The sequence below is a fragment of the Streptomyces sp. NPDC045026 genome, from assembly GCF_056432625.1.
Genome location: NZ_JBWKIS010000008.1, coordinates 297,108 through 319,162, shown reverse-complemented (window position 1 = coordinate 319,162; position 22,055 = coordinate 297,108). Strand labels below are relative to the sequence as shown.

The window sequence follows — 22,055 nt, the reverse complement described above, 5'->3', positions numbered from 1 at the left end:
GCTTGCGAGGTCTGGCACCGCACCTCGCGGCGTTGTCGTCGGTCCCCGACTCCCCCAAGCTCTCGGCTTCGCTCGAGCAGGGGCCCCCATCGCGTCGACTCCCTCCTCCGCCTTGCGATGCACGCTCCCCCAAGCTCTCGACTGCGCTCGAGCAGGGGGACCCCCATGCCCCCGCTCCCTGATCCGGCCTGATCCGAACGAAAGACCCCAGGGCCTCTCGTTCGGATCAGGCCGGGCGGCCGGGGATCACACGACCCGGAAGTGCGTCGTCAGCCGCTGCTCGTCGTCGAGGATGTGGAAGGCCAGGCCCACCGGGGCGTCCCGGTCCGCCGCACCCTCGCCCTCCCAGGGCAGCCGCAGCGTCCAGGTCACGCCCGGACCGATCACCAGGGGGCGGCCCGCGAACACCGTGGCGGCCGGGGTGTGCGCGTGCCCCGCGATGATCCCGGCGATCTCGGGCCGCCGCTCCAACAGGGCGGCCAGCGCCCGCGGTTGGGCCAGCTGGTAGGCGTCGGGCAGCGGGTGGTGCAGTGCCACCGGCGGATGGTGGAACGCGAGCAGGACGGGGCTCTCGCCGTCGAGCCCGTCGAGGGTGTCCTCCAGCCAGCCGTACGACTCCTCGTCGAGCCGGCCCTCGTCGGCGCCCGGAATGCTGGAGTCGCACATGAGGACCACGGCGCCGCCCACGCGGTGGGCGCGGTTCACCGGCCCCGGGACGGCGGGCTCGCGGAGCAGCACCTTGCGGTACGGCTCACGGCGGTCGTGGTTGCCGGGGCAGGTGAGGACCGGGAACGGCAGGGCGGGGAAGGGGCGGTCGCCGTCGCGGGGCCCACCCTGATGTGGCCCGCCGTCGTGCAGTTCGCCCTCCAGTAGCTCGCCCGCGTGCAGCCCGAGCAGCTCCGCGGCCTCCTCGTACTCGGACTCCGCTCCGTGGTCCGCGATGTCGCCGGTGACCAGAAGGGCGTCGAGCGGTCCTGGTAGCGCCCGGAGGTGGTCGATCACGCGCCGGGCGCGCTCCGTGGCACGCGGGGTCCCGTCGAGGTGCAGGTCGCTGATCTGGGCCAGTACAAGCATGGTCGTACGACCTCCGGAGAAGGGGAGTAATGGATGTACCCGATCTAACCATTAGTTATAATGGTTGATCAAGGGGAAGGCGTTAGGTGACGGTCGGGTCAGGGGGCGCGCCCATGCGGGAACAGACTCGCGTCAGGCCCGTCGGGCGGGCAGGATGCTGCCCGTACGTCCTGTTCGGAGAAGCAAGGTTCAGCTCGGAGCACCCGGAGGACCGGATGACCGCCACGCCCGCGCCGTTCACGGCCGACGACTACAAGGCCCGTATGGAGCGCGCCGCCCGGTCCGCGGCCGACGCGGGACTCGCCGGCGTCCTCGTCGCCCCCGGCCCCGACATGGTCTGGCTCACCGGCTACGCGCCCACCGCGGACACCGAGCGCCTCACGATGCTCGTCCTCGCCCCGGGCCGGGACCCCGTACTCGTCGTGCCCACCCTGGAGGCCCCGGACGCCGCGAAGGCGGTGGGGGCGGACGCCCTCACCCTGCGGGACTGGATCGACGGCAAGGACCCCTACGCGGTGACCGCGCCCCTCCTCGACGTCTCCGGGCGCTTCGGCATCAGTGACAACGCGTGGGCGATGCACCTCATCGGACTGCAGAAGACGTTGCCCGACACGTCGTACGCCTCCCTCACCGAGGCCCTGCCGATGCTGCGCGCCGTCAAGGACGCGGCCGAACTCGAACGGCTCACGGCCGCGGGCGAGGCCGCCGACGCCACGTACGAGGAGATCAAGAAGGTGTCCTTCGCGGGCCGCAGGGAGAGCGACGTCGCGGGCGATCTCGCCGACCTGCTGCGGCAGTTCGGGCACTCCCAGGTCGACTTCACCGTCGTCGGATCGGGCCCGAACGGCGCCAACCCGCACCACGAGGCGGGCGAGCGAGTCATTGAGAACGGGGACATGGTCGTCCTCGACTTCGGCGGCCTCAAGCACGGCTACGGCTCCGACACTTCCCGCACCGTGCACGTGGGCGAGCCGACCGCCGAAGAGCAGCGTGTCCACGACGTCGTGCGCGAGGCGCAGGCGGCGGGCTGCGCGGCGGTCAAGCCGGGCGCCGCCTGTCAGGACGTCGACCGCGCCGCCCGCGCGGTGATCACCGAGTTCGGCTACGGCCAGTTCTTCATCCACCGCACCGGCCACGGCATCGGCGTCACCACGCACGAACCGCCCTACATGATCGAGGGCGAGGAGCAGCCCCTCGTTCCCGGAATGTGCTTCTCCGTGGAGCCGGGCATCTATCTGCCGGGCCGCTTCGGTGTGCGGATCGAGGACATCGTGACGGTCACCGAGGACGGCGGACGACGGCTGAACAGCACGCCTCGGGACATGGCGATCGTGAGCTAGACGCCATGTCCGACGCTCCGCAGCCCACCCAGGACACCGTACGCAGACTGATGGGCGCCCTCCTCCCCGACGGCGAGCAGCTCGATGCCAGACCAGTGGCTGAAGGCGGCGAGCACTCCACGTGGTGGGTCGGCACCCGCTATGTGCTGCGCCTCGCCCTCGACGCGTCGTCGTCCGCCCGCCAGCGCCGCGAGATCAGGCTCCGCGACCTCGTGCGCCAGCACGTCGGCATTGCCGTGCCCGCCTCTCTCGCGTCCGGCGAGTGGGCGAGTGGGCGCACCTACACCCTCGACACCCGGCTGCAGGGTGCGTCGGGCGACGTCGTCGACGTCACCGCCGCCGGCGAGGAGGATCTCGCGGGGCTGCTCGGCGGGCTGCGGGAGGTGCCCGCCGCGCGGGCCGAGGCGCTCGGCCTCGTCAGGACGCCGCCGCGCTCCCTCGATGTGCTGCGTCGGGAGGCTGCTCGGTCCGCCGAACTCCTCGGCCGCGACGGCGAGTTCGAACCCGCGCGCCTCGCGCAGCTGGCCGCGCAGGCCGCCGCCCAGCTCGCCCCGCAGCCCGGCGCCGTCGTGGTCCACCACGACCTCAAGGGCGAACACCTCACCGTGACGCCCGACGGCCGGGTGCGCGGGGTGCTCGACTGGACCGACGCCGTCCTCGGTGACCCGGCCGAGGACATCGCGGGCCTGAGCATCGCGGTCGGCGCCCGCGCGGCCGTCCGCGCGGCGACCCTCGCCGGTTACGGCGCCCGCGCCAGCCTGCGCGGCCTGTGGCTGGCCCGCTGCGACACACTCGTACGCCTCGGTGAGCGCCTCCACGGCACGGACGACAGCCCCCTGCCGCTCCTGCGCACCCAGCTGGAGCGCGCGTGGGAGGCGATCCTCCTCGAACTTGTGACGGAGCTCGCCGACAAGGACCCGGAGGCGGGCTGAGACCGGCCACGGTCCGACGCCTCCTCGGCCGAGGGCTCGTGAGGGGGGTGGCCGACGAGGGCCCGGGTACGGGTGGGAACCCCTATGGTCCGACGCCTCCTCGGCCGAGGGCTCGTGAGGGGGTGGCCGACGATGGCCCGGGTACGGGTGGGAACCCCTACGGTCCGACGCCTCCTCGGCCGAGGGCTCGTGAGGGGGTGGCCGACAAGGATCCGGGGACGGGCTGGGACCTCTGCGGTCCGACCTTCGACCACGACCCCCGGCGCGCCGAGTTGGCCCGTCCCGGGGACGGGCCAAAACCCCCTACGGTCCGACGAGCACCGCGCACGACTGCGGCGGGACGGTGAGCAGACCGTCCTCGCCGGGCAGTCCCACCGGCTCCCACGCGGCGAGCACCCGGTAGCCGTTCCGGCCGACCGGCACCGCCGCCGGCTCGTCCGACAGGTTCACCGCCACCCGCAGATCTCCCCGCCGGTACGCGATCCAGCGGGCCCCCTCGTCGTACGCCACCCGCACGGCGGCCAGGTCGGAGTCCGTCAGGTCGGCCCGGCCGCGGCGCAGCGCGATCAGCTCGCGGTACCAAGCCAGCACGCGCGCGTGAGCGCCGTCGTTCGGCTCCGACCAGTCCAGGCAGGAACGCTCACGGGTCGCCGGGTCCTGGGGATCGGGGATCTCCTCCTCTGCCCACCCGTGCGACGCGAACTCCCGCCGCCTGCCCTTGCGTACGGCGTCCGCGAGCGCCGGGTCGGTGTGGTCCGTGAAGAACTGCCACGGGGTGCCGGCGGCCCACTCCTCGCCCATGAACAGCATCGGTGTGAAGGGCCCGGTCAGCACGAGCGTGGCTGCGCACGCCAGGAGCCCGGGGGAGAGGGTCGCGGAGAGCCGGTCGCCCTGCGCGCGGTTGCCGATCTGGTCGTGGGTCTGGGCGTAGCCCAGCAGTCGGTGCGCGGGGGTGCGGGTGCGGTCGACGGGACGCCCGTGATGCCGGCCCCGGAACGTCGAGTACGTGCCGTCGTGGAAGTAGCCCCGGCTCAGGGTCTTGGCGAGCGCGGCCATCGGCGCCTTCGCGAAGTCCGCGTAGTAGCCCTGGGACTCGCCCGTCACCGCCGTGTGCAGGGCGTGGTGGAAGTCGTCGCTCCACTGCGCCTGGAGCCCGAGGCCGCCGTGGCTGCGCGGGGTGATCACGCGCGGGTCGCCGAGGTCCGACTCGCCGACCAGGAACAGGGGCCTGTCCTGCTCCTCCGCCAGGGCGTCGACGGCCGTGGACAGCTCCTCCAGGAAATGGACCGCGCGTGTGTCGCGCAGCGCGTGCACCGCGTCGAGGCGCAGCCCGTCGAGCCGGTAGTCGCGCAGCCAGGCGAGCGCGCTGCCGGCGAAGTACGCGCGCACCTCGTCGGAACCGGGCGCGTCGAGGTTGACCGCGGCGCCCCACGGCGTGTGGTGGGTCTCGGTGAAGTACGGCCCGAACGCGGGCAGATGGTTGCCCGAAGGGCCCAGGTGGTTGTGGACCACGTCGAGGACGACGCCGAGCCCGAGCCCGTGCGCCATGTCGACAAAGCGCTTCAGTGCCTCGGGGCCCCCGTACGGCTCGTGGACCGCCCAGGGGCTGACGCCCTCGTAGCCCCAGCCGTGCTGCCCGGGGAACGGGCACAGCGGCATCAGTTCCACGTGCGTGACGCCCAATTCGACGAGGTGACCCAGACGTTCGGCCGCCGCATCGAGCGTGCCCTCGCGCGTGAACGTTCCCACGTGCAGCTCGTACAGGACCGCGCCGGGGAGGCCGTGCCCCGGCCCCGACTCCGAGCGCCACGTGTACCGCTCGTGGTCGACGACCGCGCTCAGGCCGTCGGGCCCGTCCGGCTGGCGGCGCGATCGGGGATCGGGCAGCACCGGCCCGTCGTCGAGCGCGAACCCGTAGCGCGTACCGTCCTGCGCGTCCGCCTCGCCCGACCACCACCCCTCCCGGTCCGGGTCGCGCTCCAACGCGCGCGTGGTGCCCTCGCAGTGGAGCGCGACCCGCTCGGCCTGTGGTGCCCACACCTCGAACTGCACGGACGGTTCCCCCTTGTCTGCCGACAGTGACGACCCGTCCATCCTGCGTCAGCGGACAGTGATCCGCCGGGATTCGGCGAGGGTTCCGCGCATTCCTCGCCGGATCGGACCCGCCGGCCGAAGGGGCCGGTGAACCTCAGACGAAATTGATGCGCTTCTCCGTGACCGGGTACCCGGCCTTCGTGAAGTTCGCCGCCATCGGGAAGTTCCCGTCGTCCGTCGCCCCCGCGACGAACTCGGCGCCGTGCTCCACCAGGAGGTGGGTCGACTCGACCAGCAGGTCGTACGCGTAGCCGTGGCCGCGCTGCTCCGGCACCACGCCGATGAACCCGATGCACGGCCCGCCGGGGTTGTGGGCGGGGATGTGCAGGCCGGCCAGGTCTCCCTCCGGTGTGTACGCCAGCTGCCACCACTCGCGCGGTGACGGGCACCAGTGGAAGAAGTCCAGCTCCTCCTGCGCGGCCGCGGCGAGGCCCGACTCCTCGATGGTGCGCAGCGCGTGCGCGTCGAGCGTCGCCGAGTGGACCCGGCGCAGCACGTCGAGGATCACCTCGTCGTCGGGTTCCGCCCGGAACTCCAGGCGGCCGGGACGCTCCGGCAGGCCGTTCTCCGGAGTCCACCGGTAGCGCAGCCGCTCCACGAGGAGCTTCTTCCCGGCCCGGGTGACCGCCTCCATCCGCACCTCGGCGGCCGCCCGCGTCCGCGGGTCCTCGCGCCAGCCCGCGGGCAGGATCAGCTCGTACTCGACGTCGAACGGGGCCCGCCGCAGCAGCTCGGTGCCCGCTTCGATGTCGTCCTCCAGGACGTCGAACCAGTTCAGGTTCACCGGTTCCGTGTCGTCCTTGCCGCCCCACCAGGCGGCACGCGCGACCACGCGCCCCTCGCGCAGGGCGACCCAGGTCCACTCGGGGCGGTAGTCGCCGCCCTCGGCGACGGTGGAAAAGCCGACGCCGGTGATGACACGGCCCACGAGGCCCGGATCGTCGAACGTACGGAAAAGCGGAACGTCTTCCTCGGCCAGCGCGCGGACGACCAGATCCGCGTCGCCGTGCGTCGGGTGCGGGCTTCCCTGCGGTGCAGTGGTCAAGAATTCTCCTGGTCTACGCGAACGCGCCCGGCGGCGGTCCGGGCCGCCGAACGTAGCAGCGGGCACGCGCCGTACGCGCCCGGTTTTCCCCTCCACCGCGTCCGGCCACCGTCCTTGCTGGTCAAGGCCGTACGGGGGACGGGTTGAAGTTCGTGGTTTTCTGGACACCCCGGCCGCGCTGCCCGACAATCACGTACGTGGCCTCCTCGTCCGAGCACCAGACCTATCCCGCGCGGCTGTCCGACGCCGAGCGCGACAGGGCGTTGCGGGAACTCCGCGAGGGCGCCGCACTCGGCAGGCTGTCGCACGACACGTTCGTACGGCGCATGGAACTCGCCCTCGCCGCCCGCCGGTCCGACGAACTCGCCGCGCTCACCGCCGATCTGCACACCGAGGGCCGCTGGTCCCGGATGGTCTTCGGCACCGTGGCAGCGGTCTCGGGGTTCACTGTGCGGCTGCGCGGGGCGTGGCAGGGCGAGCGGCTCCCGAAGCTTCAACTGCCGCGGCCGGACAGCCCGTACCCGCTGCGCATCGGGCGCGACCCGGCCAACGGGCTGCGCCTCAGCCACGAGACCGTCTCGCGCGTGCACGCCGAACTGAGCAGGCAGGGCGGCATGTGGGTGCTGCGTGACCTCGGCTCCACCAACGGCACGTCCGTCAACGGGCGGCGGGTCGTCGGGGCGGCAGTCGTCCAGGACGGCGACCAGGTCGCCTTCGGACGGATGTCGTTCCGGCTGTCCGCCGACTAGGCCGCGAGCACTGTCGACTCCGGTCGATTCAAGGGATGTCCGCATTCAGTCGCCCGCCGCGAGCGTGTGCCGCACCGCAGCGACCGTCGTACGCGCCTGATGCTCGACCTGGTGCTCCAGCGGCACCCACCGCGCCCTGAACCGCTCCGCGAACGCATCGCACCAGTGCGTCACCAACTGCTCAAGACGCTCCGCGTCCGGGTCGTCCGCCTCCTTCAGGACCCGCAGGAGCATCGCGGCGGCCCGCAGCGGCAGCCGTCTGGAGAACGCGTCGATGCTCCCCACGTACGCCATCGTGGCGTCCGGCGGCGGCGGTTTCAGCCAGTCGTCCGCGAGGCCCGGCACCAGCGCGACGGCCCACCGCGCCGCCCGCATCAGCGGCACGTCCACCTCGGGAAGCCGGGGCAGCGCCGACCGGAGGATCTCCTCCACCAGGAGGGTGTCCCGGCTCAGCCGGTGCGCGAGGCGCCGCAGCGCCCGGTCGGGGGCGGGGTGCGGCGCCGGGTCGTCCACGAGGTCGCTCGCCCACATCGGCACCTCGACGATCGCGGTGCGGCCGCCGTAGCGGTGGGCGTGGTGCCAGGTGCTGTGCCGGGCGTCGTCCGGCAGGCTGGGGAACGCGGCCTCGGCGCCGGGCTCCGGCATCACATGGACGCCGGGGCCCGCAGCGGGCCAGCCCGCCGCGTCCGACGCCCCCGTCTCCACCGGGATGTGCAGCTCCGCCGCCGACTTGGCGAACGGCTCCGCGAGCCCCGGTATGTCGCGCGTCAACTGCACCCAGCTGCCGCCCAGATCGGTGCCGTGTAGCGACACCTGGAGGAAGGGGCGCAGCTCGTCGATGACTGCGGTCAGGGCCCGCGTCTCGGGCGGCAGCCGGTCCGGCGGCAGTACGGAGGGCGACCACTCGGGCTGCTCGGGGCCCGCGGGGCGGAAGAAGTGCCGGTGGTAGTCGAGCAGGGTGCGCGGCGCGGGGGTGCGATGCAGATCCGCGCCGTCCGGGTCGGCACACAGCAGGAAGTGCCAGGAACAGTCGGTGCGCAACTCCCGCTCCAACAAGGCGCGTTCGGCAAGCCGCTGTAGGGTGGAACCACCGGTCGGCTCGTTCGCGTGGGCACCGGCGACCACGAGCACCGCGCGGTGGTCGTGCCCCACCGACAACAGGTGCAGCGGCCGGCCCGCGCGTGAGGTACCGACCTGGCGTAGAACGCACAGGTCGGGTCGGTGAGTCGCCAGCTCCCGTGCTGACTGGACCAGTTCGGCCACATTCGGGTAGCGCTGCTCCGTCAGGTGACTCACCCCCGTTGGTGCTCCCCGCGTCGCATCCGCAGTACCCCACGCTGCGCGGCACCTGTCAAGAAGGCGGCATCCAGTGCCTCACTGCTGGTGCGGCCCCGGCCCGAAGCCGCCGCCGGTGCTCCTCGGTCGACCGTCTACGCCCGTACGAGGAGCGCCACCGGAAGCCGGGTGAACAGGTCATCCACGCGCGCGTGGCCCGTGAACTCCCTTCCCGGGGCCAGGAGGTCGACCCAGTGACCCTCCGGGAGCGACAGTTCCGTGTCGCGCCAGCCGCCCGCCTCCGCGAGGCGCAGGGACAGCCGGGTCACGGCGGCGACGACCTCCCCGGAGCGCGCGAACGCCACACAGTGCGCGGCGCCCGCCCCCCGCGCGGCCAGCGGCTCGTACGTCGACTCGCCGCCGAACCAGTCCGGATGCGCCCGGCGCAGCCGCAGCGCGGCGACAGTGAGCGCCAGCTTCTCGTCGGACAGCTCGTCGGACAGTTCCTCGCACAGCTCGCCGGGCAGGTCGTCGGGCTCGGACCCCTCATCGGAGTCGAGCCGCTCCAGTAGCTCCAGGTCGAAGTGGGCCGGCGCCCGGTTGTCGGGGTCCACCAGCGCCCGGTACTCGCGCTCCGTCCCCTGGTAGACATCCGGCACCCCCGGCATCGTCAGATGGGCGAGAGCGGCCCCCAGGACGTTCGCCCGCACATGGGGCCGCAACGAGTCCGCGAACGCGGCCACGGCCTGACTGGGCGGCCCGCACGGGCCCGCCGCCACGAAGTCGCGCACCGCCTTCTCGTAGTCCGCGTCCGGCTCGGTCCAGCTCGTGTGCAGCCCCGCCTCGCGCACGTGCTTGAGCATCGCGCCCTGGAGCCGCTCGCCGTCCCGGTCATCGAACCCGACCGCCGTCTGCCAGGCCGCCCAGGCCAGTTGGGGATCGGGCGCGCTCGCGCCGCCCTCGCGCGCGGTCCGCTCGGTGACGTCCGCGAGGAGCCCGTCCCAGCGCCCGGGACACTGCGTGAGCACGGAGATCCCGGCCCGCACGTCGGCGCTGCGCTTGGTGTCGTGGGTCGACAGGACGGTGCCCGTGTACGGCCAGTCGCGCTGCACGCGCGCGCAGTACGCGTGGAACGACTCCGGGTCCACCGCCGGGCTCTGCGGCGTACCGCCGACCTCCGTCGCGGACAGGAGGGGCGCGTGCCGGTAGAAAGCCGTGTCCTCGACCGCCTTGGCCCGCAGCGCGGACGCCGTCTGCGCGAACCGCGCCCGGAACGCGTCGTGTTCGGGGCCCGACCCGCGCCTGCCGAGTGCCAGTTCGCGCACGGTGTCCACCGCCTCGGCCTCCTCGGCGATGGCGAACACCCCCTTCGCGTCCTCGGCGTCCCCGGGCGTGAGCACGCTCTCCGGGTCCGCGCCCCCGGTCACGTACGGCCGGTACACGTCGAGGCGCACCAGGAGTTCGGATACGGCGGCGCGCAGGGCCCACGGAGCGTGGTCGCGCAGGGCCGCGTCGGCGGCGCACAACCTGACCGCCTCGCGCGTGAGGCGGTCCACCTCGGCCGCCAGCTCGTGCGTGACGACCTTGTACGCCGCGCGGCGCGCCGTGGCGTCCCAGTCGCCGCCCCGGTCGGCGGGCGCCGCCGTGAAGCGCCGGAACAGGCCGAGCAGTTCGTCCGCGCCCGACGGGTCGGTGAACAGGCCGTCGATCCGGCGCAGCGCGTCGTAGCCCGTCGTGCCGGCCACCGGCCAGGCGGCGGGCAGCTGTTCGTCCTCGCCGAGGATCTTCTCGACGACGGTCCAGCGCCCGGCGGTCGCGTCGGCGAGGTCCTTGAGGTACGCGCCGGGGTCCGCCAGGCCGTCGGGGTGGTCGACGCGCAGCCCGTCGAGGACGCCCTCGCGCAGCAGCTGGACGATCTTTTCGTGCGTGGCGTCGAACACCTCCCGGTTCTCCACGCGGACCCCGATCAGGTCCGAAATGGTGAAGAAGCGCCGGTAGTTCAGCTCGGTGCGGGCCAGGCGCCACCAGCCGAGCCGGTACCACTGCGCGTCGAGCAGTTCCGGAAGGGGCAGCGTCTCCGTGCCCTCGCGCAGCGGGAACGCGTGCTCGTAGTAGCGCAGCACACGGCCGTCCACCTCCAGGTGGTCCAGCTCGTGGCTCAGCCGGTGGCCGAGCACGGGCAGCAGGACCCGCCCGTCCTGCGCCTCCCAGTCGATGTCGAACCAGTGGGCGTACGGGGAGTGCGGCCCGTCCCGCAGTACCTCCTGGAGCGGCCGGTTGAGCCCGGCCGCCGACGCCATGTGATTGGGCACGATGTCGGCGATCAGGCCGAGCCCGTGCTCCCGCGCCGTGCGCGCGAGCGCCCGCAGCCCCTCCTCACCGCCCAGCTCGTCCCGCACGCGCGCGTGGTCCACGACGTCGTACCCGTGCGTGGAACCGGGGACGGCCTCCAGGACCGGCGACAGATGCAGGTGCGAGACACCCAGCGAGGCCAGATACGGGACGGCGCCGGCGGCCGCGGCGAACGGGAAGGACGGCTGGAGCTGCAGCCGGTACGTGGCCGTGGGCGGGGCGGGGACCTCGCCCCCGTGATGGTCCGGTGTCATGCGCGTCATGCGAACCTACGTACCCGCCCCGGCGTCTTTCGTGTCATCGCCGCATGCATATGTCACCGGCGCCGTCGATAGTTTCGAACGATGGCACAGGCAGTGGGGGGAACGTCGGCGACATACCGCGAGGTGCTCGGGGCGACCGGGGCGCTGCTCCCGGTGATCTCGTTCTTCGGGCGGCTGCCGCTGGCGGTGATCCTGTTCGGCAGCGTCCTGCTGGTCACCAGGACGAGCGGTTCCCTCGCGACCGGAGGGACCGTGGCCTGCGCGCTCGCGCTCGGCCAGGTGGCCATGGGGCCCGTCGTCGGCCGGCTCGCGGACCGGCACGGTCAGCGGAGCGTCGTGCTGTGCTGCTCGCTGCTGAACGCCCTCGCGATCGCCTGCTACACGCTCGGCGCCCTCGCGGGGCTCTCCACGCCGCTCCTGATGGCGCTCGGCGTGCTCGCCGGGGCCACGGTGCCAGGGATCGGTCCGCTGGCCAGGGCCCGGGGCGTCGCGCTCGTCCGCCGCGGGGGTGCGGACGAGCGCGTCGTGAACACGGTGCTCTCGCTGGAGAGCACCATGGACGAGCTGTCGTTCGTCATCGGGCCCGCCCTGATCGGCGTCGCGGCCTTCGTCGGCCACCCCGCGTACGCGTTCGGGGCCGCCGCTCTCCTGGTCGCCGGCTGCGGCACGGCGTTCGCGCTGCACCCGACGGCGACGGCGGTCCGCCCCGTGGCGGCCCCCGCCCTGAAGGAGCCGAGGGACCGGCGCCCCCGCATGCCGCGCGAGGTCGGGCTCGTGCGCCTCGGCCTCGTCTTCCTCGGTGTCCTCCTGGGCGGCTGCGGGGCCGGGATCACGGCGCTCACCCAGAAGCTCGGCCAGGAGGACCAGGCGGGCCTCGTCTACGCCGCCATGGGTGTCATGAGCGCCGTCGTCGGCCTGTCCATGGCCGCCGTGCCGGAGCGCTTCGGGCTCGCGCTGCGCTGGCGGGTCACCACGGCCGCCGCCGCGCTCCTGTCCCTCCTGCTGATCGGCGCACAGAGCATGACGGGCCTGTACGTGGCGGTGACCGTGTTCGGCGCCGTCTTCGCGCCGAATCTGATCACCGGCTTCGGACTCACCGAACGCGCCGTGCCCGGCGAACGGATCGCCGAGGGCATGACGTTCGCCTCGAGCGCCTTCGTCGGCGGGCAGGCGGTCACACTCGCCGTGGCGGGCCGCCTCGCCCAGTCCCACGGCCCCGCCGCGGCGTTCACGGTCGGCAGCGTGGCCGCGGCCCTCGCGTTCGGCGTCGCGCTCCTCGTCAAGACCCCCGCGGGACCGGGAGTCACGCCGGCCGTTGCAGCACCGTCAGGCTCCGGTCGAGGAGCGTGAGACGGTCACCGGCCTGCACCTTCGCGCCGGTCCCCTGCGGCACCCCTTCGGGCAGCGCCGTGTCCACGACGACCTCCCACTGGCGCCCGTGATTGACCGGCACGAGGAACTCCAACGCGTCGGGCGAGGCGTTGAACAGCAGCAGGAACGAGTCGTCGAAGATGCGCTCGCCCCTGGGGCCCGGCTCCGAGATCGCGTTTCCGTTCAGGAACACCGACAGGGCCCGTGCCTGCGCCGCGCCCCAGTCGTCCCGCGTCATCTCCTCGCCCTCCGGCGTGAACCACGCGATGTCGGTCAGATCGTCGTGGGTGCCCTCGACCGGCCGCCCGTGGAAGAAGCGGCGCCTGCGGAACACCGGGTGGTCCCGCCTGAGCCGCGCCATCGCGCGCGTGAAGGCCAGCAGGGAGTCCTGCCCGGTGTTCTTGGGGTTCTTGGGGTTCTCGGGGTTCTCGGGCCAGCGCACCCAGGCCAGCTCGCTGTCCTGGCAGTAGGCGTTGTTGTTGCCGTTCTGCGTGCGCCCCAGCTCGTCCCCGTGGCTGAGCATCGGCACGCCCTGGGAGAGCATCAGAGTGGCGATGAAGTTGCGGGCCTGACGGTCCCGCAGACCGAGCACCCCGGGGTCGTCGCTGTCGCCCTCCACGCCGCAGTTCCACGACCGGTTGTGGCTCTCCCCGTCGCGGTTGTCCTCGCCGTTCGCGTCGTTGTGCTTCTCGTTGTACGAGACCAGGTCGCGCAGCGTGAAGCCGTCGTGGCACGTGACGAAGTTGATGGAGGCGAGCGGGCGGCGGCCGTCGTCCTGGTAGAGGTCGGACGAACCGGTCAGCCGCCCGGCGAACTCGGCGAGGGTGCGCGGCTCGCCCCGCCACAGGTCCCGGACGGTGTCCCGGTACTTGCCGTTCCACTCCGTCCACAGCGGCGGGAAGTTGCCGACCTGGTAGCCGCCCTCGCCGACGTCCCACGGCTCGGCGATCAGCTTCACCTGGGAGACCACCGGGTCCTGCTGCACGAGGTCGAAGAACGACGACAGCCGGTCCACCTCGTGGAACTGCCGTGCCAGCGTGGCCGCCAGGTCGAAGCGGAACCCGTCGACGTGCATCTCGGTGACCCAGTAACGCAGCGAGTCCATGATCATCTGGAGGACGTGCGGCGACCGCATGAGCAGCGAGTTCCCGGTGCCCGTCGTGTCCATGTAGTAGCGCCGGTCGTCCGCGAGGCGGTAGTACGAGGCGTTGTCCAGGCCCCTGAAGGACAGTGTCGGGCCCAGGTGGTTGCCCTCGGCCGTGTGGTTGTAGACGACGTCGAGGATGACCTCGATCCCGGCCTGGTGCAGCGCGCGTACGGCCGATTTGAACTCCAGGACCTGCTGCCCGCGGTCGCCCCAGGAGGCGTAGGAGTTGTGGGGCGCGAAGAAGCCGATGGTGTTGTAGCCCCAGTAGTTGTTCAGGCCCGTCTCCACCAGCCGGTGGTCGTTGACGAACTGATGGACCGGCATCAGTTCGAGGGCCGTCACGCCCAGCTCCGTGAGGTGCTCCAGGATCGCCGGGTGCGCGAGCGCCGCGTAGGTGCCGCGCAGCTCGTCCGGGAGCGCCGGGTGCGTCATCGTGAGGCCCTTCACGTGGGCCTCGTAGATCACCGTGTGGTGGTACTCCGTGCGCGGCGAACGGTCGTCGCCCCAGTCGAAGTACGGGTTGACCACGACCGAGGACATCGTGTGCGGCGCCGAGTCCAGGTCGTTGCGCTTGTCGGGCGACCCGAAGGGATACCCGTAGACCGCCTCGCCCCAGTCGATCCGGCCGCTGATCGCCTTCGCGTACGGGTCGAGGAGCAGCTTCGAGGAGTTGCACCGCTGCCCCCGCTCCGGGGCGTACGCGCCGTGCGCGCGGAAGCCGTACCGCTGGCCCGGCATGACGCCGGGCAGATACGCGTGCCGCACGAAGGCGTCGGTCTCCCGCAGTTCCACCGCGGTCTCCGACCCGTCGTCGTGCAGCAGACACAGCTCTATGCGCCGGGCGGCCTCCGAGAAGACCGCGAAGTTGGTGCCGGCGCCGTCGTAAGTGGCACCGAGTGGATACGCCTGTCCAGGCCAGACCTGCATGGGTACGACTCTTCCACTTCCGGCCCGGATGCCCCGGGCGACTTCCGCCAGAGTCTTCCCGAAAGTGACGGAACCACCTAGGAATTGGGCCCCTCTTACAGGAAGACCACGCATACCCGTCCGCCCACAGGTGGGGCCGCGGGGACAACAGGGGGAAGATGTGCGAGAGCTCGCAAGACGCCATCTGGGGAAAATGATGGCGGGAGCGGCCGTCGTGGCCGCGGCGACCGCCGTGCTGCTGGGCGTGACCCTGCCGGGGGAGGCGGGCGCGGGTGACCAGGCCAAGGCCGGCTCCGCCCAGCAGGACGCGATCCCGAAGGACGGCGTGGTGGAGGCCGCGCCACACGAGGGCGACAAGGGCGTCGGCAGGGACCCGCTCACCGACGACGAGATCAAGCGCGCCGAACAGATCGCGGTGGCGAGCAACGGACTGCGCAGGAGCGCGCGGGACGTCGAGGGCGACCGGGGGCCGCAGCACCTGTCCACGAACCTCAGCGAGGTGGACCCCACGCAGAGCGGCGCGCAGGCCGCCGAGCGCCGCGCCGAGGTCGTCTACTACGACTACAAGGCCGACACGGTCGTGACCCGGACCGTGAACCTCGACAGCGGCAAGGTCGAGAACACCGACACGGCGCACGGCGTGCAGCCGCCGCCGAGCCCCGGGGAACTGCGCGAGGCCACCCAGCTCCTCATCGCGAACCCGCTCGGCGCCGGCCTGAAGAACGACTACAAGGACGCCACCGGCAAGCAGCTGACGGGCACGGACCAGCTCGAGCTGAGCGGCATGGTCTTCCGCAAGGAGACCGTCGCGCACGTCCCGTCCGGCCTCACCGCCTGCGGCGAGCACCGGTGCCTGCGCGTCGTCACCAAGGTCAGGAACGGGCCGTGGATCGACACCCGCGCGCTGGTCGTCGACCTCAGCGCCCGCACCGTCGGCCGCCTCGGCTGAGCCGCAGGCCCTCGACCTTTCCCTCTCCTCCTGCTTGAAGGAGCCATTCCGTATGCACGTCAACAGACTTCGGCGCGCCCGCTCCCGGGCCGCCGTCGCCCTCACGACCCTCGCGCTGCTCGGCACCGCCGTCAGCGCCGCAGGCCCCGCCACCGCCGCCCCGCAGGCCCCCGCCGCCGCGGCCCCGGCCTGCAGTACCGCGTACAAGATCGAGCAGGTCCTCGACGGCGGCACGACCTGGCGCATGTGCTGGCACTACAACACGCTGTCCGGGCTCGTCCTCGACAACGTCAGCTATCAGCCCAAGGACGAGCCCAAGCCGATCGCCGTCCTCACCAGCGCCCGCCTCGCGCAGGTCCACGTCCCCTACGACGACGGCGCGAACGAGTACGACGACGTCACCGGCACCGACTTCGGGTACGCCCTGCAGAACCTGAAGCCCGGCGAGTGCCCCGGCGGCACCATCAAGACCGTCAAGGTGCCCGACCGGGGCAACGTGCAGGGCCTGTGCACCACCACGCGCGCGCGTGGGCACGCGTACCGGCTCAACGACGACGAGAGCACCGGCGGCAGCGGCAAGGTCTACACCGCCCAGGGCAAGGACCTCCTCGTCTACACGGTCAACAAGGCGTCCTGGTACGAGTACATCACCGAGTGGCGGTTCTCCTCGGACGGGACGATCACGTCGAACGTCGGCGCGACCGGCAGCCTCTCCCCGTACGACTACAACGGCACGGACGGCAAGGGCTGGCCGATCGGCAAGGGCGCCCGTGCCTATGCCGAGAGCCACGCCCACAACGTCTTCTGGCGGCTCAACTTCGGCCTCGACGGCTCCCCCAAGAGCAAGGTCGAGCAGTACGACTCCAAGGTCACCGCGCCGCGCGGCAACGGCAGCCCCACCACGAAGACCACCCGCACCCCCGTCACCAAGGAACTCGCCGGTGACGCCAAGGACATGCGCTGGTGGCGGGTCGTCAGCACCGCGGGCAAGAACAAGGACGGCCACCCCAGGTCCTACGAGTTCGTGCCCGGCCGCACGGCCAAGTTCCCCGGCCGCTCGTTCACCAAGCACGACGTGTACTTCACCGAGTACAAGAAGTGCGAGCAGTACGCGAGCGACAACCCGGCCGGGCACTGCGGCGGCGCCAGCGTCGACAAGTGGGTCGGCGGGCAGACGCTCACGCACCCGATCACCTGGGTCAACATCGGGTTCCACCACATCGCCCGGGACGAGGACCAGCAGCCCATGCCGGTCCACTGGCAGGGCTTCTCACTGGCCCCCAGGGACGTGACCGCTATGAATCCGCTCACTCCCGCCGACCTCGCGGACCAGAACGGCGTGCCCAGAAACGGTAGTTGAGAAACTGCCCTGCCCATCCGGCTGCACCGCCGACCGCTACCGGAGTACCCTTCCTTGATCGTTGCTGGGGAGTGCTCGGGGGAGCGGAAGGCGGTGCGTGGGTGAGCTCGGGTGGGCTGGAGCTGCCCCCTGGTGACGCAGGTCACGAGGGGAGCTCCGCTGACGTCCCGCCCGGAGCGGTGTCCTTGGCGCGGCCCATGGACATGGGATCCCAGATCGGACCGGAGTCGGAGTTCGCCTGGGGCGCCGAGGCCTGGAGCGAGGTGCGCACGCGCGCGCAGCGGGCCGGCCGCGCCTACATCTGGCTGAATCTGGTCGAACAGCGGCTGCGGGCCGTGGTGGCCGCCGTGCTGCGCCCCATCTACGAACCCGTCCACGGCGACGACTGGGTCGTGGCCGCCGCCGGGCCCGCCGGTCAGGAGTGGGTCCAGCGGGCCGTCGCCGTCCGTGAGGTGAGCCGCCGCAAGGGCTATCTCCTCGACCCGGCCGACGACAACGTCCTCAGCTTCCTGACCCTGCCGCAGCTGCGCGAGCTGATGGTGCAGCACTGGCCCTGCTTCGAGCCGTACTTCGACGACCGCCGCGACGTCGAACTCGCCCTCGACGAGCTAGAGGTGACGCGGAACGTCGTCTCCCGCAACCGTGCCCTGTCCGAGGCCGTCCTCGCTCAGGCCGAGCGCGCCTCCGGGCGGCTCCTGGAGATGCTCGGCGCGGGCTCCGACGTGCCGTCCGCCCGCAGGCTCCCCGTGGACGCCGTCGAGGAACTCGTCGGCGACCGGTACGCCGACGTCGTGGGCGTGCACTCGGACCGGGTGCGGCTCCTTCGCCAGTTCCCGGCCGAGGACATCTTCGGCGGCGCCCGCCGCCTCGACGCCATCGGCATAGGCCTGAACATGCTGGTGCAGAACTTCTCGGGCCGCCGCCTCGTCCGGCTCGCCGAGTCCGGCTGCCGGGTGCGGCTGCTCTTCCTCAATCCCGCCTCCAGCGCCGTCAAGCGCAGGGAGCGGGAGCTGGGCCTCAAGCGCGGCGAGCTGAGCCGCGCCGTCGAGATGAACATCCTGCACATGCGCCGGGTCCGGGCCCGGCTGCGTGACCCGGGCGCGTTCGAGATCCAGGTCTACGACGAGACGCCACGGTTCACCGCGTATCTCGTCGACGGCGACGGGTCGGACGGCGTCGGGGTCGTCCAGTCGTATCTGCGCCGGGCCAGGGGCATGGAGGCGCCGGTCCTCGTGCTGCGCGGCCCCGGACGCGTGCTGAAGGCGAACGCTCCCCGCGACGGGGAGGAAGCCGGACTTTTCCCGACGTATCGCGAGGAATTCGAGCTGGCGTGGGCGGACGCCCGGCCCGTGTCCTGACCCCGCCGCGCGGCGGTAAGCGGAAGGTCCCCGGCCCGTTGTCAGTGCCCCATGTCATCGTGGTGACCACTGGGGGAGACACGGGGACGCACCATGAAGAAGGGGGCCGCGATGGGATGGCACCAGGAGCTGCTGGTCGGCTTCGACCTGGAGACCACGGGGACGGATCCGCGCGAGGCGCGCATCGTCACGGGCGCGGTGATAGAGGTCAAGGACGCGAGGCCGCTGGGACACCGGCAGTGGCTCGCCGACCCGGGGGTCGAGATCCCGGCCGACGCGGTCGCCGTGCACGGGATCAGCAACGAGAGAGCGGCGTCCGAGGGTGAGCCGGCCGACCGGGTCGCGGACTCCATCGCCGAGGCGCTCGTCGGGTACTGGCGCACGGGCGTGCCCGTCGTCGCGTACAACGCCACGTTCGACCTGACCCTGCTCTCCGCCGAGCTGCGCCGCCACGGCCTGCCGTCGCTGCGGGAGCGGCTCGGCGGCGTGGACCCGGCGCCCGTGATCGACCCGTACACGATCGACCGCTCCGTGGACCGCTACCGCAAGGGCAAGCGGAACCTCGAGGCGGTGTGCCAGGAGTACGGCGTGACGCTCGAATCCGCGCACGACGCCTCCGCCGACGCCCTCGCCGCCGCGCGCCTCGCCGCCGCGATAGCCGGCCGCCACCCGAAGGTCGCCTCCCTCGGGCCGGCGCGGCTCCACGCATCCCAGATCGAGTGGTACGCGCAGTGGGCGACGGACTTCCAGTCCTTCCTGCGCCGCAAGGGGGACGCGCAGGCGGTGGTCGAGGCGACGTGGCCGATGCGGGAGCTGACGGGGCCCGGGGTCTGAGTGGTGGGGCGGGGGCTTCACGGCGCCACCGGCCGGGCCAGATGAAGCCCCCGCCCCTTGCCGCCTACACGGCCACTCGTCGCCACTGCTGTGACGCCGCGCCCGTGTACGTCTGCTGGACGACCGCCGCCCCCGCCGCAGCCGAACCGCCCGCCGCCCCGAGGGACTTGCCCGTACGGACGCACACCAGGCGGACATGGCCGCCGTCGGTGGGCTCCGGGCGCCAGTGCTGGTTGTCGGCGCCGGTGGCCCGGTACTGGACGACGGGGGCGTTCTCCGTGGCCTGGCCGCCGCTGACGTCCGCCGTCAGTCCGGAGTGCACGTTGGTGAGGCGGTGGCCGCCGTCCAGGGTCTCGGCGAACTTCCACTGCTGCGCCGCGCCGCCCGTGCGCGCGCCCAGGACCAGGGGCGCGGACTCGGCGGTCCCCGACACCTCGATCGCCAGGCGGCTGTCGGCCCGGTTGACGAGGACGTAGCGCTGAGACGCGTACGAGGGGGTCAGGGAGATGCTCGCCCCCGGCTTCAGGGTGACGTCCTTCGACCAGGAGCCGGCCCGTACGCGCGTGGTGCGGCCGCCGGTCGAGGTGAGCCGGAGCTTCGTCGCCACGCCGTCCTTCCACTCCAGGTCGGCCGTGAACCCGCCGCGCACGCCGATCCCGGTGACCTTGCCCGACGCGCCCCACGCGACCGGCAGCGCGGGCAGCAGCTCGACGAGGCCCGGCCGGGAGTAGAGCAGCATCTCGATCACGGCGGCCGTCGCGCCGAAGTTGGCGTCGATCTGGAACACCGAGCTGTCGCCGCCCAGTTGGTACATGTCGAAGAAGTTGGGCGCGGTGCCGTTGCTGTGGTTGACGGAGGGGCGCAGGACGGTGCCCAGGAGCTGATAGGCCTTCTCCGCGTCCTTCATTCGGGCCCAGCACAGCGCCCGCCACGCGCAGGCCCAGCCGAACGAGTCCATCCCGCGGGCCGTGAGCCCCTTGTCGACGCCGACGAGGACGTCGTGCGGGCTGCGGTCGCGGCTGACGCGGTCGCCGGGGAACAGGCCGACGAAGGGGGAGAGGTGCCGGTGCTGCGTCTCGCCGAGGTTCGCGCCACCCATCCACTCCTCCAGCCAGCCCGTGGCGGGGCTGACGCGCGGCAGGTACAGCCTGTCCTGGAGGGCGGTGACGCGGCGGGCGTACGCCTTGGACGTGCCGAGGGCCGCCGTGGCGGTGCGGAAGTTCTCGAAGAGCTGCCAGACCAGCTCCTGGGCGTACGTGATGCCGCGCGCGTCGGTCGGGCCGTGCTCCGGCGACCAGTCGTGGTCGTCGACGAGGACCTCGACGTCCGCCCCGGTCTTCGGGTCTTTCACCGTCGTCGTGACGAGCCGCTTCTCCCAGAACGCGCAGGCACCCTCCAGGAGCGGCAGGATCTTCGCCAGGTAGCGCCGGTCGAGTGTGAACTCGTAGTGCTCGAAAAGGGAGTTGCACAGCCACGCGTTGCCCGCCGGGTGCCACCACCAGCCGGGGCCGCCCATCGTGTTGGTGGAGATCGCGGTGGTCCAGCCGGCGATCGCGCCGCTCGTGTTGCGAAAGCCGTTGCGGGGGTCGTTGAACAGCTCGCGGGTGCGCTTCTCCCAGTGCGGGACCTGGGCGAGACAGTAGTCGGCGAGCGCGTCGAAGCAGTCGGGCAGGCCGGTCCTGTCGGTGGGCCAGTAGTTCATCTGGAGGTTGATGTCGGTGTGGTAGTCCGCCATCCACGCCGGGTCGTTCCGGTCGATCCACAGGCCCTGGAGGTTGAGCGGCAGCGAGGAGCGCGAGCCGCACACGGTGAGGTAGCGGCCGAACTGGACGTACGAGGCCTCGAGTTCGGGGTCGGGGCGGCCGCCGGAGGCCTGCCGGGCCAGCAGCCGCTTGTCGGTGTCCAGGGCCCGCTGCGCGTCGGTGGACGCACCCAGGTCCACGCTCATGGTGTCGAACAGGGCGCGGTGGTCGGCGACATGGGCGGCGAGGAGACGGGGCGCGCCGAGCTTCGCCGCGGCGGCGGTACGCGCGGTGGCGGTGGCGCGCGGGTCGGCGTCGCGGTCGATGAACCCCTCGGCCCCGGGCGAGTAGGAGGTGCCGCCGCTCAGGACGAGGAGGACCTCGTCGCAGCCCTCGAAGGTGACCGAGGAGCCGTTCGCGCCGACCGTGCCGCCGCCGTGCGTCGCGGCCCGCGCGACAGCTGCGTACGCGAGGCCGTTGTCGAGTTTCGCGGCGAAACCGGCGGACGCGGTGGCGGGCTCCACGGCGACTGGCTCACCGCGCGTCCCGGTCAGCGTGAGGCGTCCGCTCCAGGTGCCGCCGCCGACACGGGTGAGCCGGACGACGATCACGTCGTCGGGGTGGCTGCAGTAGACCTCGCGCCGGAAGCGGGTGCCCCCGAGCTCGTACTCCACCGTCATCAGGCCGTTGCTGAGGTCGAGGCGGCGCCGGTAGCCGCTCACGGCGGACGGGTCGTGCCCCGGCACCTCCAGATACGCCTTGACGAGGACCCCGTACGAGCCGAAGTGGGCCGTGTCGTAGGGGAATTGGCCGTCCGACTCCAGTGCGTCGTTCGCCCCGCCCGACCACAGGGTGATGTCCGAGACGGACAGGACGTCGCGGGAGGGGTGTCCGGAGACGACGGCCCCGAGGCGGCCGTTGCCGATGGGTAGCCCCTCCCGCATGAGCTGGTCCTCGGCGGCCGGGGACCCGTACCGCAGCGCGAGCGCGTCGGCCTCGGGGACGAGGCGAGGCGTGGCCGGGTGCCCGCCGGGTCTCGGCGCCGCCTGCGCCGTGAAGGCGGGGACCTGGCTCAGGGCCAGGAGAGATCCGATGGCTGAACCGTATTTGAGGACGGAGCGGCGGGAGACGGGGGAGCCGGGTTCGGTGGAGCCAGGTTCGGGGTGCGTGGGCATCAGGTCCTCCAAGCAAGGGTCGGCCAACTCCGCCGTACCTTGCTCCAGGACCCCACCGCAGGAAAGAG

General features: G+C 72.3%; 15 protein-coding genes. 8 read left to right on the top strand and 7 right to left on the bottom strand.

Annotated elements, in window-relative coordinates; all coding sequences use genetic code 11:
• Nucleotides 1-246 precede the first annotated feature (246 nt).
• Nucleotides 247-1,074, bottom strand: coding sequence for a metallophosphoesterase (locus AC07EJ_RS20340; RefSeq protein ID WP_478884639.1), 828 nt, complete (start codon nucleotides 1,072-1,074; stop codon nucleotides 247-249).
• A 215-nt stretch (nucleotides 1,075-1,289) separates the two neighbouring features.
• On the opposite strand from AC07EJ_RS20340, the gene AC07EJ_RS20335 reads away from it, so the two are divergent.
• Nucleotides 1,290-2,414 carry a M24 family metallopeptidase gene (locus AC07EJ_RS20335; protein ID WP_478884638.1) on the top strand — a complete coding sequence of 375 codons (1,125 nt, stop codon included), beginning with the start codon at nucleotides 1,290-1,292 and terminating at the stop codon, nucleotides 2,412-2,414.
• Nucleotides 2,415-2,419: 5 nt separating this feature from the next.
• Nucleotides 2,420-3,346 carry an aminoglycoside phosphotransferase family protein gene (locus AC07EJ_RS20330; protein WP_478884637.1) on the top strand — a complete coding sequence of 309 codons (927 nt, stop codon included), beginning with the start codon at nucleotides 2,420-2,422 and terminating at the stop codon, nucleotides 3,344-3,346.
• Nucleotides 3,347-3,649: 303 nt separating this feature from the next.
• Here the strand turns inward: AC07EJ_RS20330 and treZ are convergent, their stop codons facing one another.
• Together treZ and AC07EJ_RS20320 are read right to left on the bottom strand one after the other, a co-directional pair.
• Nucleotides 3,650-5,398: a malto-oligosyltrehalose trehalohydrolase gene (gene treZ, locus AC07EJ_RS20325; RefSeq protein ID WP_393582998.1), complete on the bottom strand. Its 1,749-nt coding sequence runs from the start codon at nucleotides 5,396-5,398 to the stop codon at nucleotides 3,650-3,652.
• Between the two features lie 136 nt (nucleotides 5,399-5,534).
• On the bottom strand, nucleotides 5,535-6,485 hold the full coding sequence (locus AC07EJ_RS20320) for a GNAT family N-acetyltransferase (protein WP_389480416.1): 951 nt from the start codon (nucleotides 6,483-6,485) through the stop codon (nucleotides 5,535-5,537).
• Between the two features lie 197 nt (nucleotides 6,486-6,682).
• On the opposite strand from AC07EJ_RS20320, the gene AC07EJ_RS20315 reads away from it, so the two are divergent.
• Entirely contained in the window at nucleotides 6,683-7,234 is a 552-nt protein-coding gene (locus AC07EJ_RS20315) for an FHA domain-containing protein (protein ID WP_389480418.1), read from the top strand.
• A gap of 45 nt (nucleotides 7,235-7,279) precedes the next feature.
• On the opposite strand, the gene AC07EJ_RS20310 is transcribed toward AC07EJ_RS20315, so the two are convergent.
• Nucleotides 7,280-8,530 (bottom strand): M14 family zinc carboxypeptidase, encoded by a 1,251-nt coding sequence (locus tag AC07EJ_RS20310; protein WP_389480421.1) that lies wholly within the window; start codon nucleotides 8,528-8,530, stop codon nucleotides 7,280-7,282.
• A 134-nt stretch (nucleotides 8,531-8,664) separates the two neighbouring features.
• Nucleotides 8,665-11,124 (bottom strand): malto-oligosyltrehalose synthase, encoded by a 2,460-nt coding sequence (gene treY / locus AC07EJ_RS20305; RefSeq protein WP_478884636.1) that lies wholly within the window; start codon nucleotides 11,122-11,124, stop codon nucleotides 8,665-8,667.
• An 81-nt stretch (nucleotides 11,125-11,205) separates the two neighbouring features.
• Here treY and AC07EJ_RS20300 point away from each other — a divergent pair, with 81 nt between their 5' ends.
• Nucleotides 11,206-12,474, top strand: coding sequence for an MFS transporter (locus AC07EJ_RS20300; protein WP_478884635.1), 1,269 nt, complete (start codon nucleotides 11,206-11,208; stop codon nucleotides 12,472-12,474).
• Here the strand turns inward: AC07EJ_RS20300 and glgX are convergent.
• A complete protein-coding gene (glgX, locus tag AC07EJ_RS20295) occupies nucleotides 12,428-14,569 on the bottom strand; it encodes a glycogen debranching protein GlgX (RefSeq protein ID WP_389480428.1) in 2,142 nt (713 codons plus the stop codon). The two genes, AC07EJ_RS20300 and glgX, sit on opposite strands and share 47 nt — an antisense overlap.
• Before the next feature lie 214 nt (nucleotides 14,570-14,783).
• Between glgX and AC07EJ_RS20290 the strand changes: the two genes are divergently transcribed.
• The 4 genes from AC07EJ_RS20290 to AC07EJ_RS20275 all read left to right on the top strand — a co-directional run bounded on the left by AC07EJ_RS20290 (nucleotide 14,784) and on the right by AC07EJ_RS20275 (nucleotide 19,070).
• Nucleotides 14,784-15,518, top strand: a complete 735-nt coding sequence (locus AC07EJ_RS20290) for a Tat pathway signal sequence domain protein (RefSeq protein ID WP_393582991.1) — start codon at nucleotides 14,784-14,786, stop codon at nucleotides 15,516-15,518.
• 52 nt (nucleotides 15,519-15,570) lie between these two features.
• Complete coding sequence (locus AC07EJ_RS20285) at nucleotides 15,571-16,878, top strand: copper amine oxidase (RefSeq protein ID WP_393582989.1); 1,308 nt, start codon at nucleotides 15,571-15,573, stop codon at nucleotides 16,876-16,878.
• Nucleotides 16,879-16,979: 101 nt separating this feature from the next.
• On the top strand, nucleotides 16,980-18,236 hold the full coding sequence (locus AC07EJ_RS20280; RefSeq protein WP_389480436.1) for an SAV2148 family HEPN domain-containing protein: 1,257 nt from the start codon (nucleotides 16,980-16,982) through the stop codon (nucleotides 18,234-18,236).
• Between the two features lie 111 nt (nucleotides 18,237-18,347).
• Complete coding sequence (locus tag AC07EJ_RS20275; RefSeq protein WP_478884634.1) at nucleotides 18,348-19,070, top strand: exonuclease domain-containing protein; 723 nt, start codon at nucleotides 18,348-18,350, stop codon at nucleotides 19,068-19,070.
• Between the two features lie 64 nt (nucleotides 19,071-19,134).
• Here the strand turns inward: AC07EJ_RS20275 and AC07EJ_RS20270 are convergent, their stop codons facing one another.
• Complete coding sequence (locus tag AC07EJ_RS20270; RefSeq protein WP_478884633.1) at nucleotides 19,135-21,987, bottom strand: glycosyl hydrolase family 95 catalytic domain-containing protein; 2,853 nt, start codon at nucleotides 21,985-21,987, stop codon at nucleotides 19,135-19,137.
• Nucleotides 21,988-22,055: the final 68 nt, after the last annotated feature.

What these genes read in the sequence shown, in the direction of transcription:
- AC07EJ_RS20340 (WP_478884639.1), bottom strand. Translation starts at nt 1,074, where the DNA reads ATGCTTGTACTGGCCCAGATCAGCGACCTGCACCTCGACGGGACCCCG.
- AC07EJ_RS20335 (WP_478884638.1), top strand. Translation starts at nt 1,290, where the DNA reads ATGACCGCCACGCCCGCGCCGTTCACGGCCGACGACTACAAGGCCCGT.
- AC07EJ_RS20330 (WP_478884637.1), top strand. Translation starts at nt 2,420, where the DNA reads ATGTCCGACGCTCCGCAGCCCACCCAGGACACCGTACGCAGACTGATG.
- treY (WP_478884636.1), bottom strand. Translation starts at nt 11,124, where the DNA reads ATGACGCGCATGACACCGGACCATCACGGGGGCGAGGTCCCCGCCCCG.
- AC07EJ_RS20300 (WP_478884635.1), top strand. Translation starts at nt 11,206, where the DNA reads ATGGCACAGGCAGTGGGGGGAACGTCGGCGACATACCGCGAGGTGCTC.
- glgX (WP_389480428.1), bottom strand. Translation starts at nt 14,569, where the DNA reads ATGCAGGTCTGGCCTGGACAGGCGTATCCACTCGGTGCCACTTACGAC.
- AC07EJ_RS20285 (WP_393582989.1), top strand. Translation starts at nt 15,571, where the DNA reads ATGCACGTCAACAGACTTCGGCGCGCCCGCTCCCGGGCCGCCGTCGCC.
- AC07EJ_RS20275 (WP_478884634.1), top strand. Translation starts at nt 18,348, where the DNA reads ATGGGATGGCACCAGGAGCTGCTGGTCGGCTTCGACCTGGAGACCACG.
- AC07EJ_RS20270 (WP_478884633.1), bottom strand. Translation starts at nt 21,987, where the DNA reads ATGCCCACGCACCCCGAACCTGGCTCCACCGAACCCGGCTCCCCCGTC.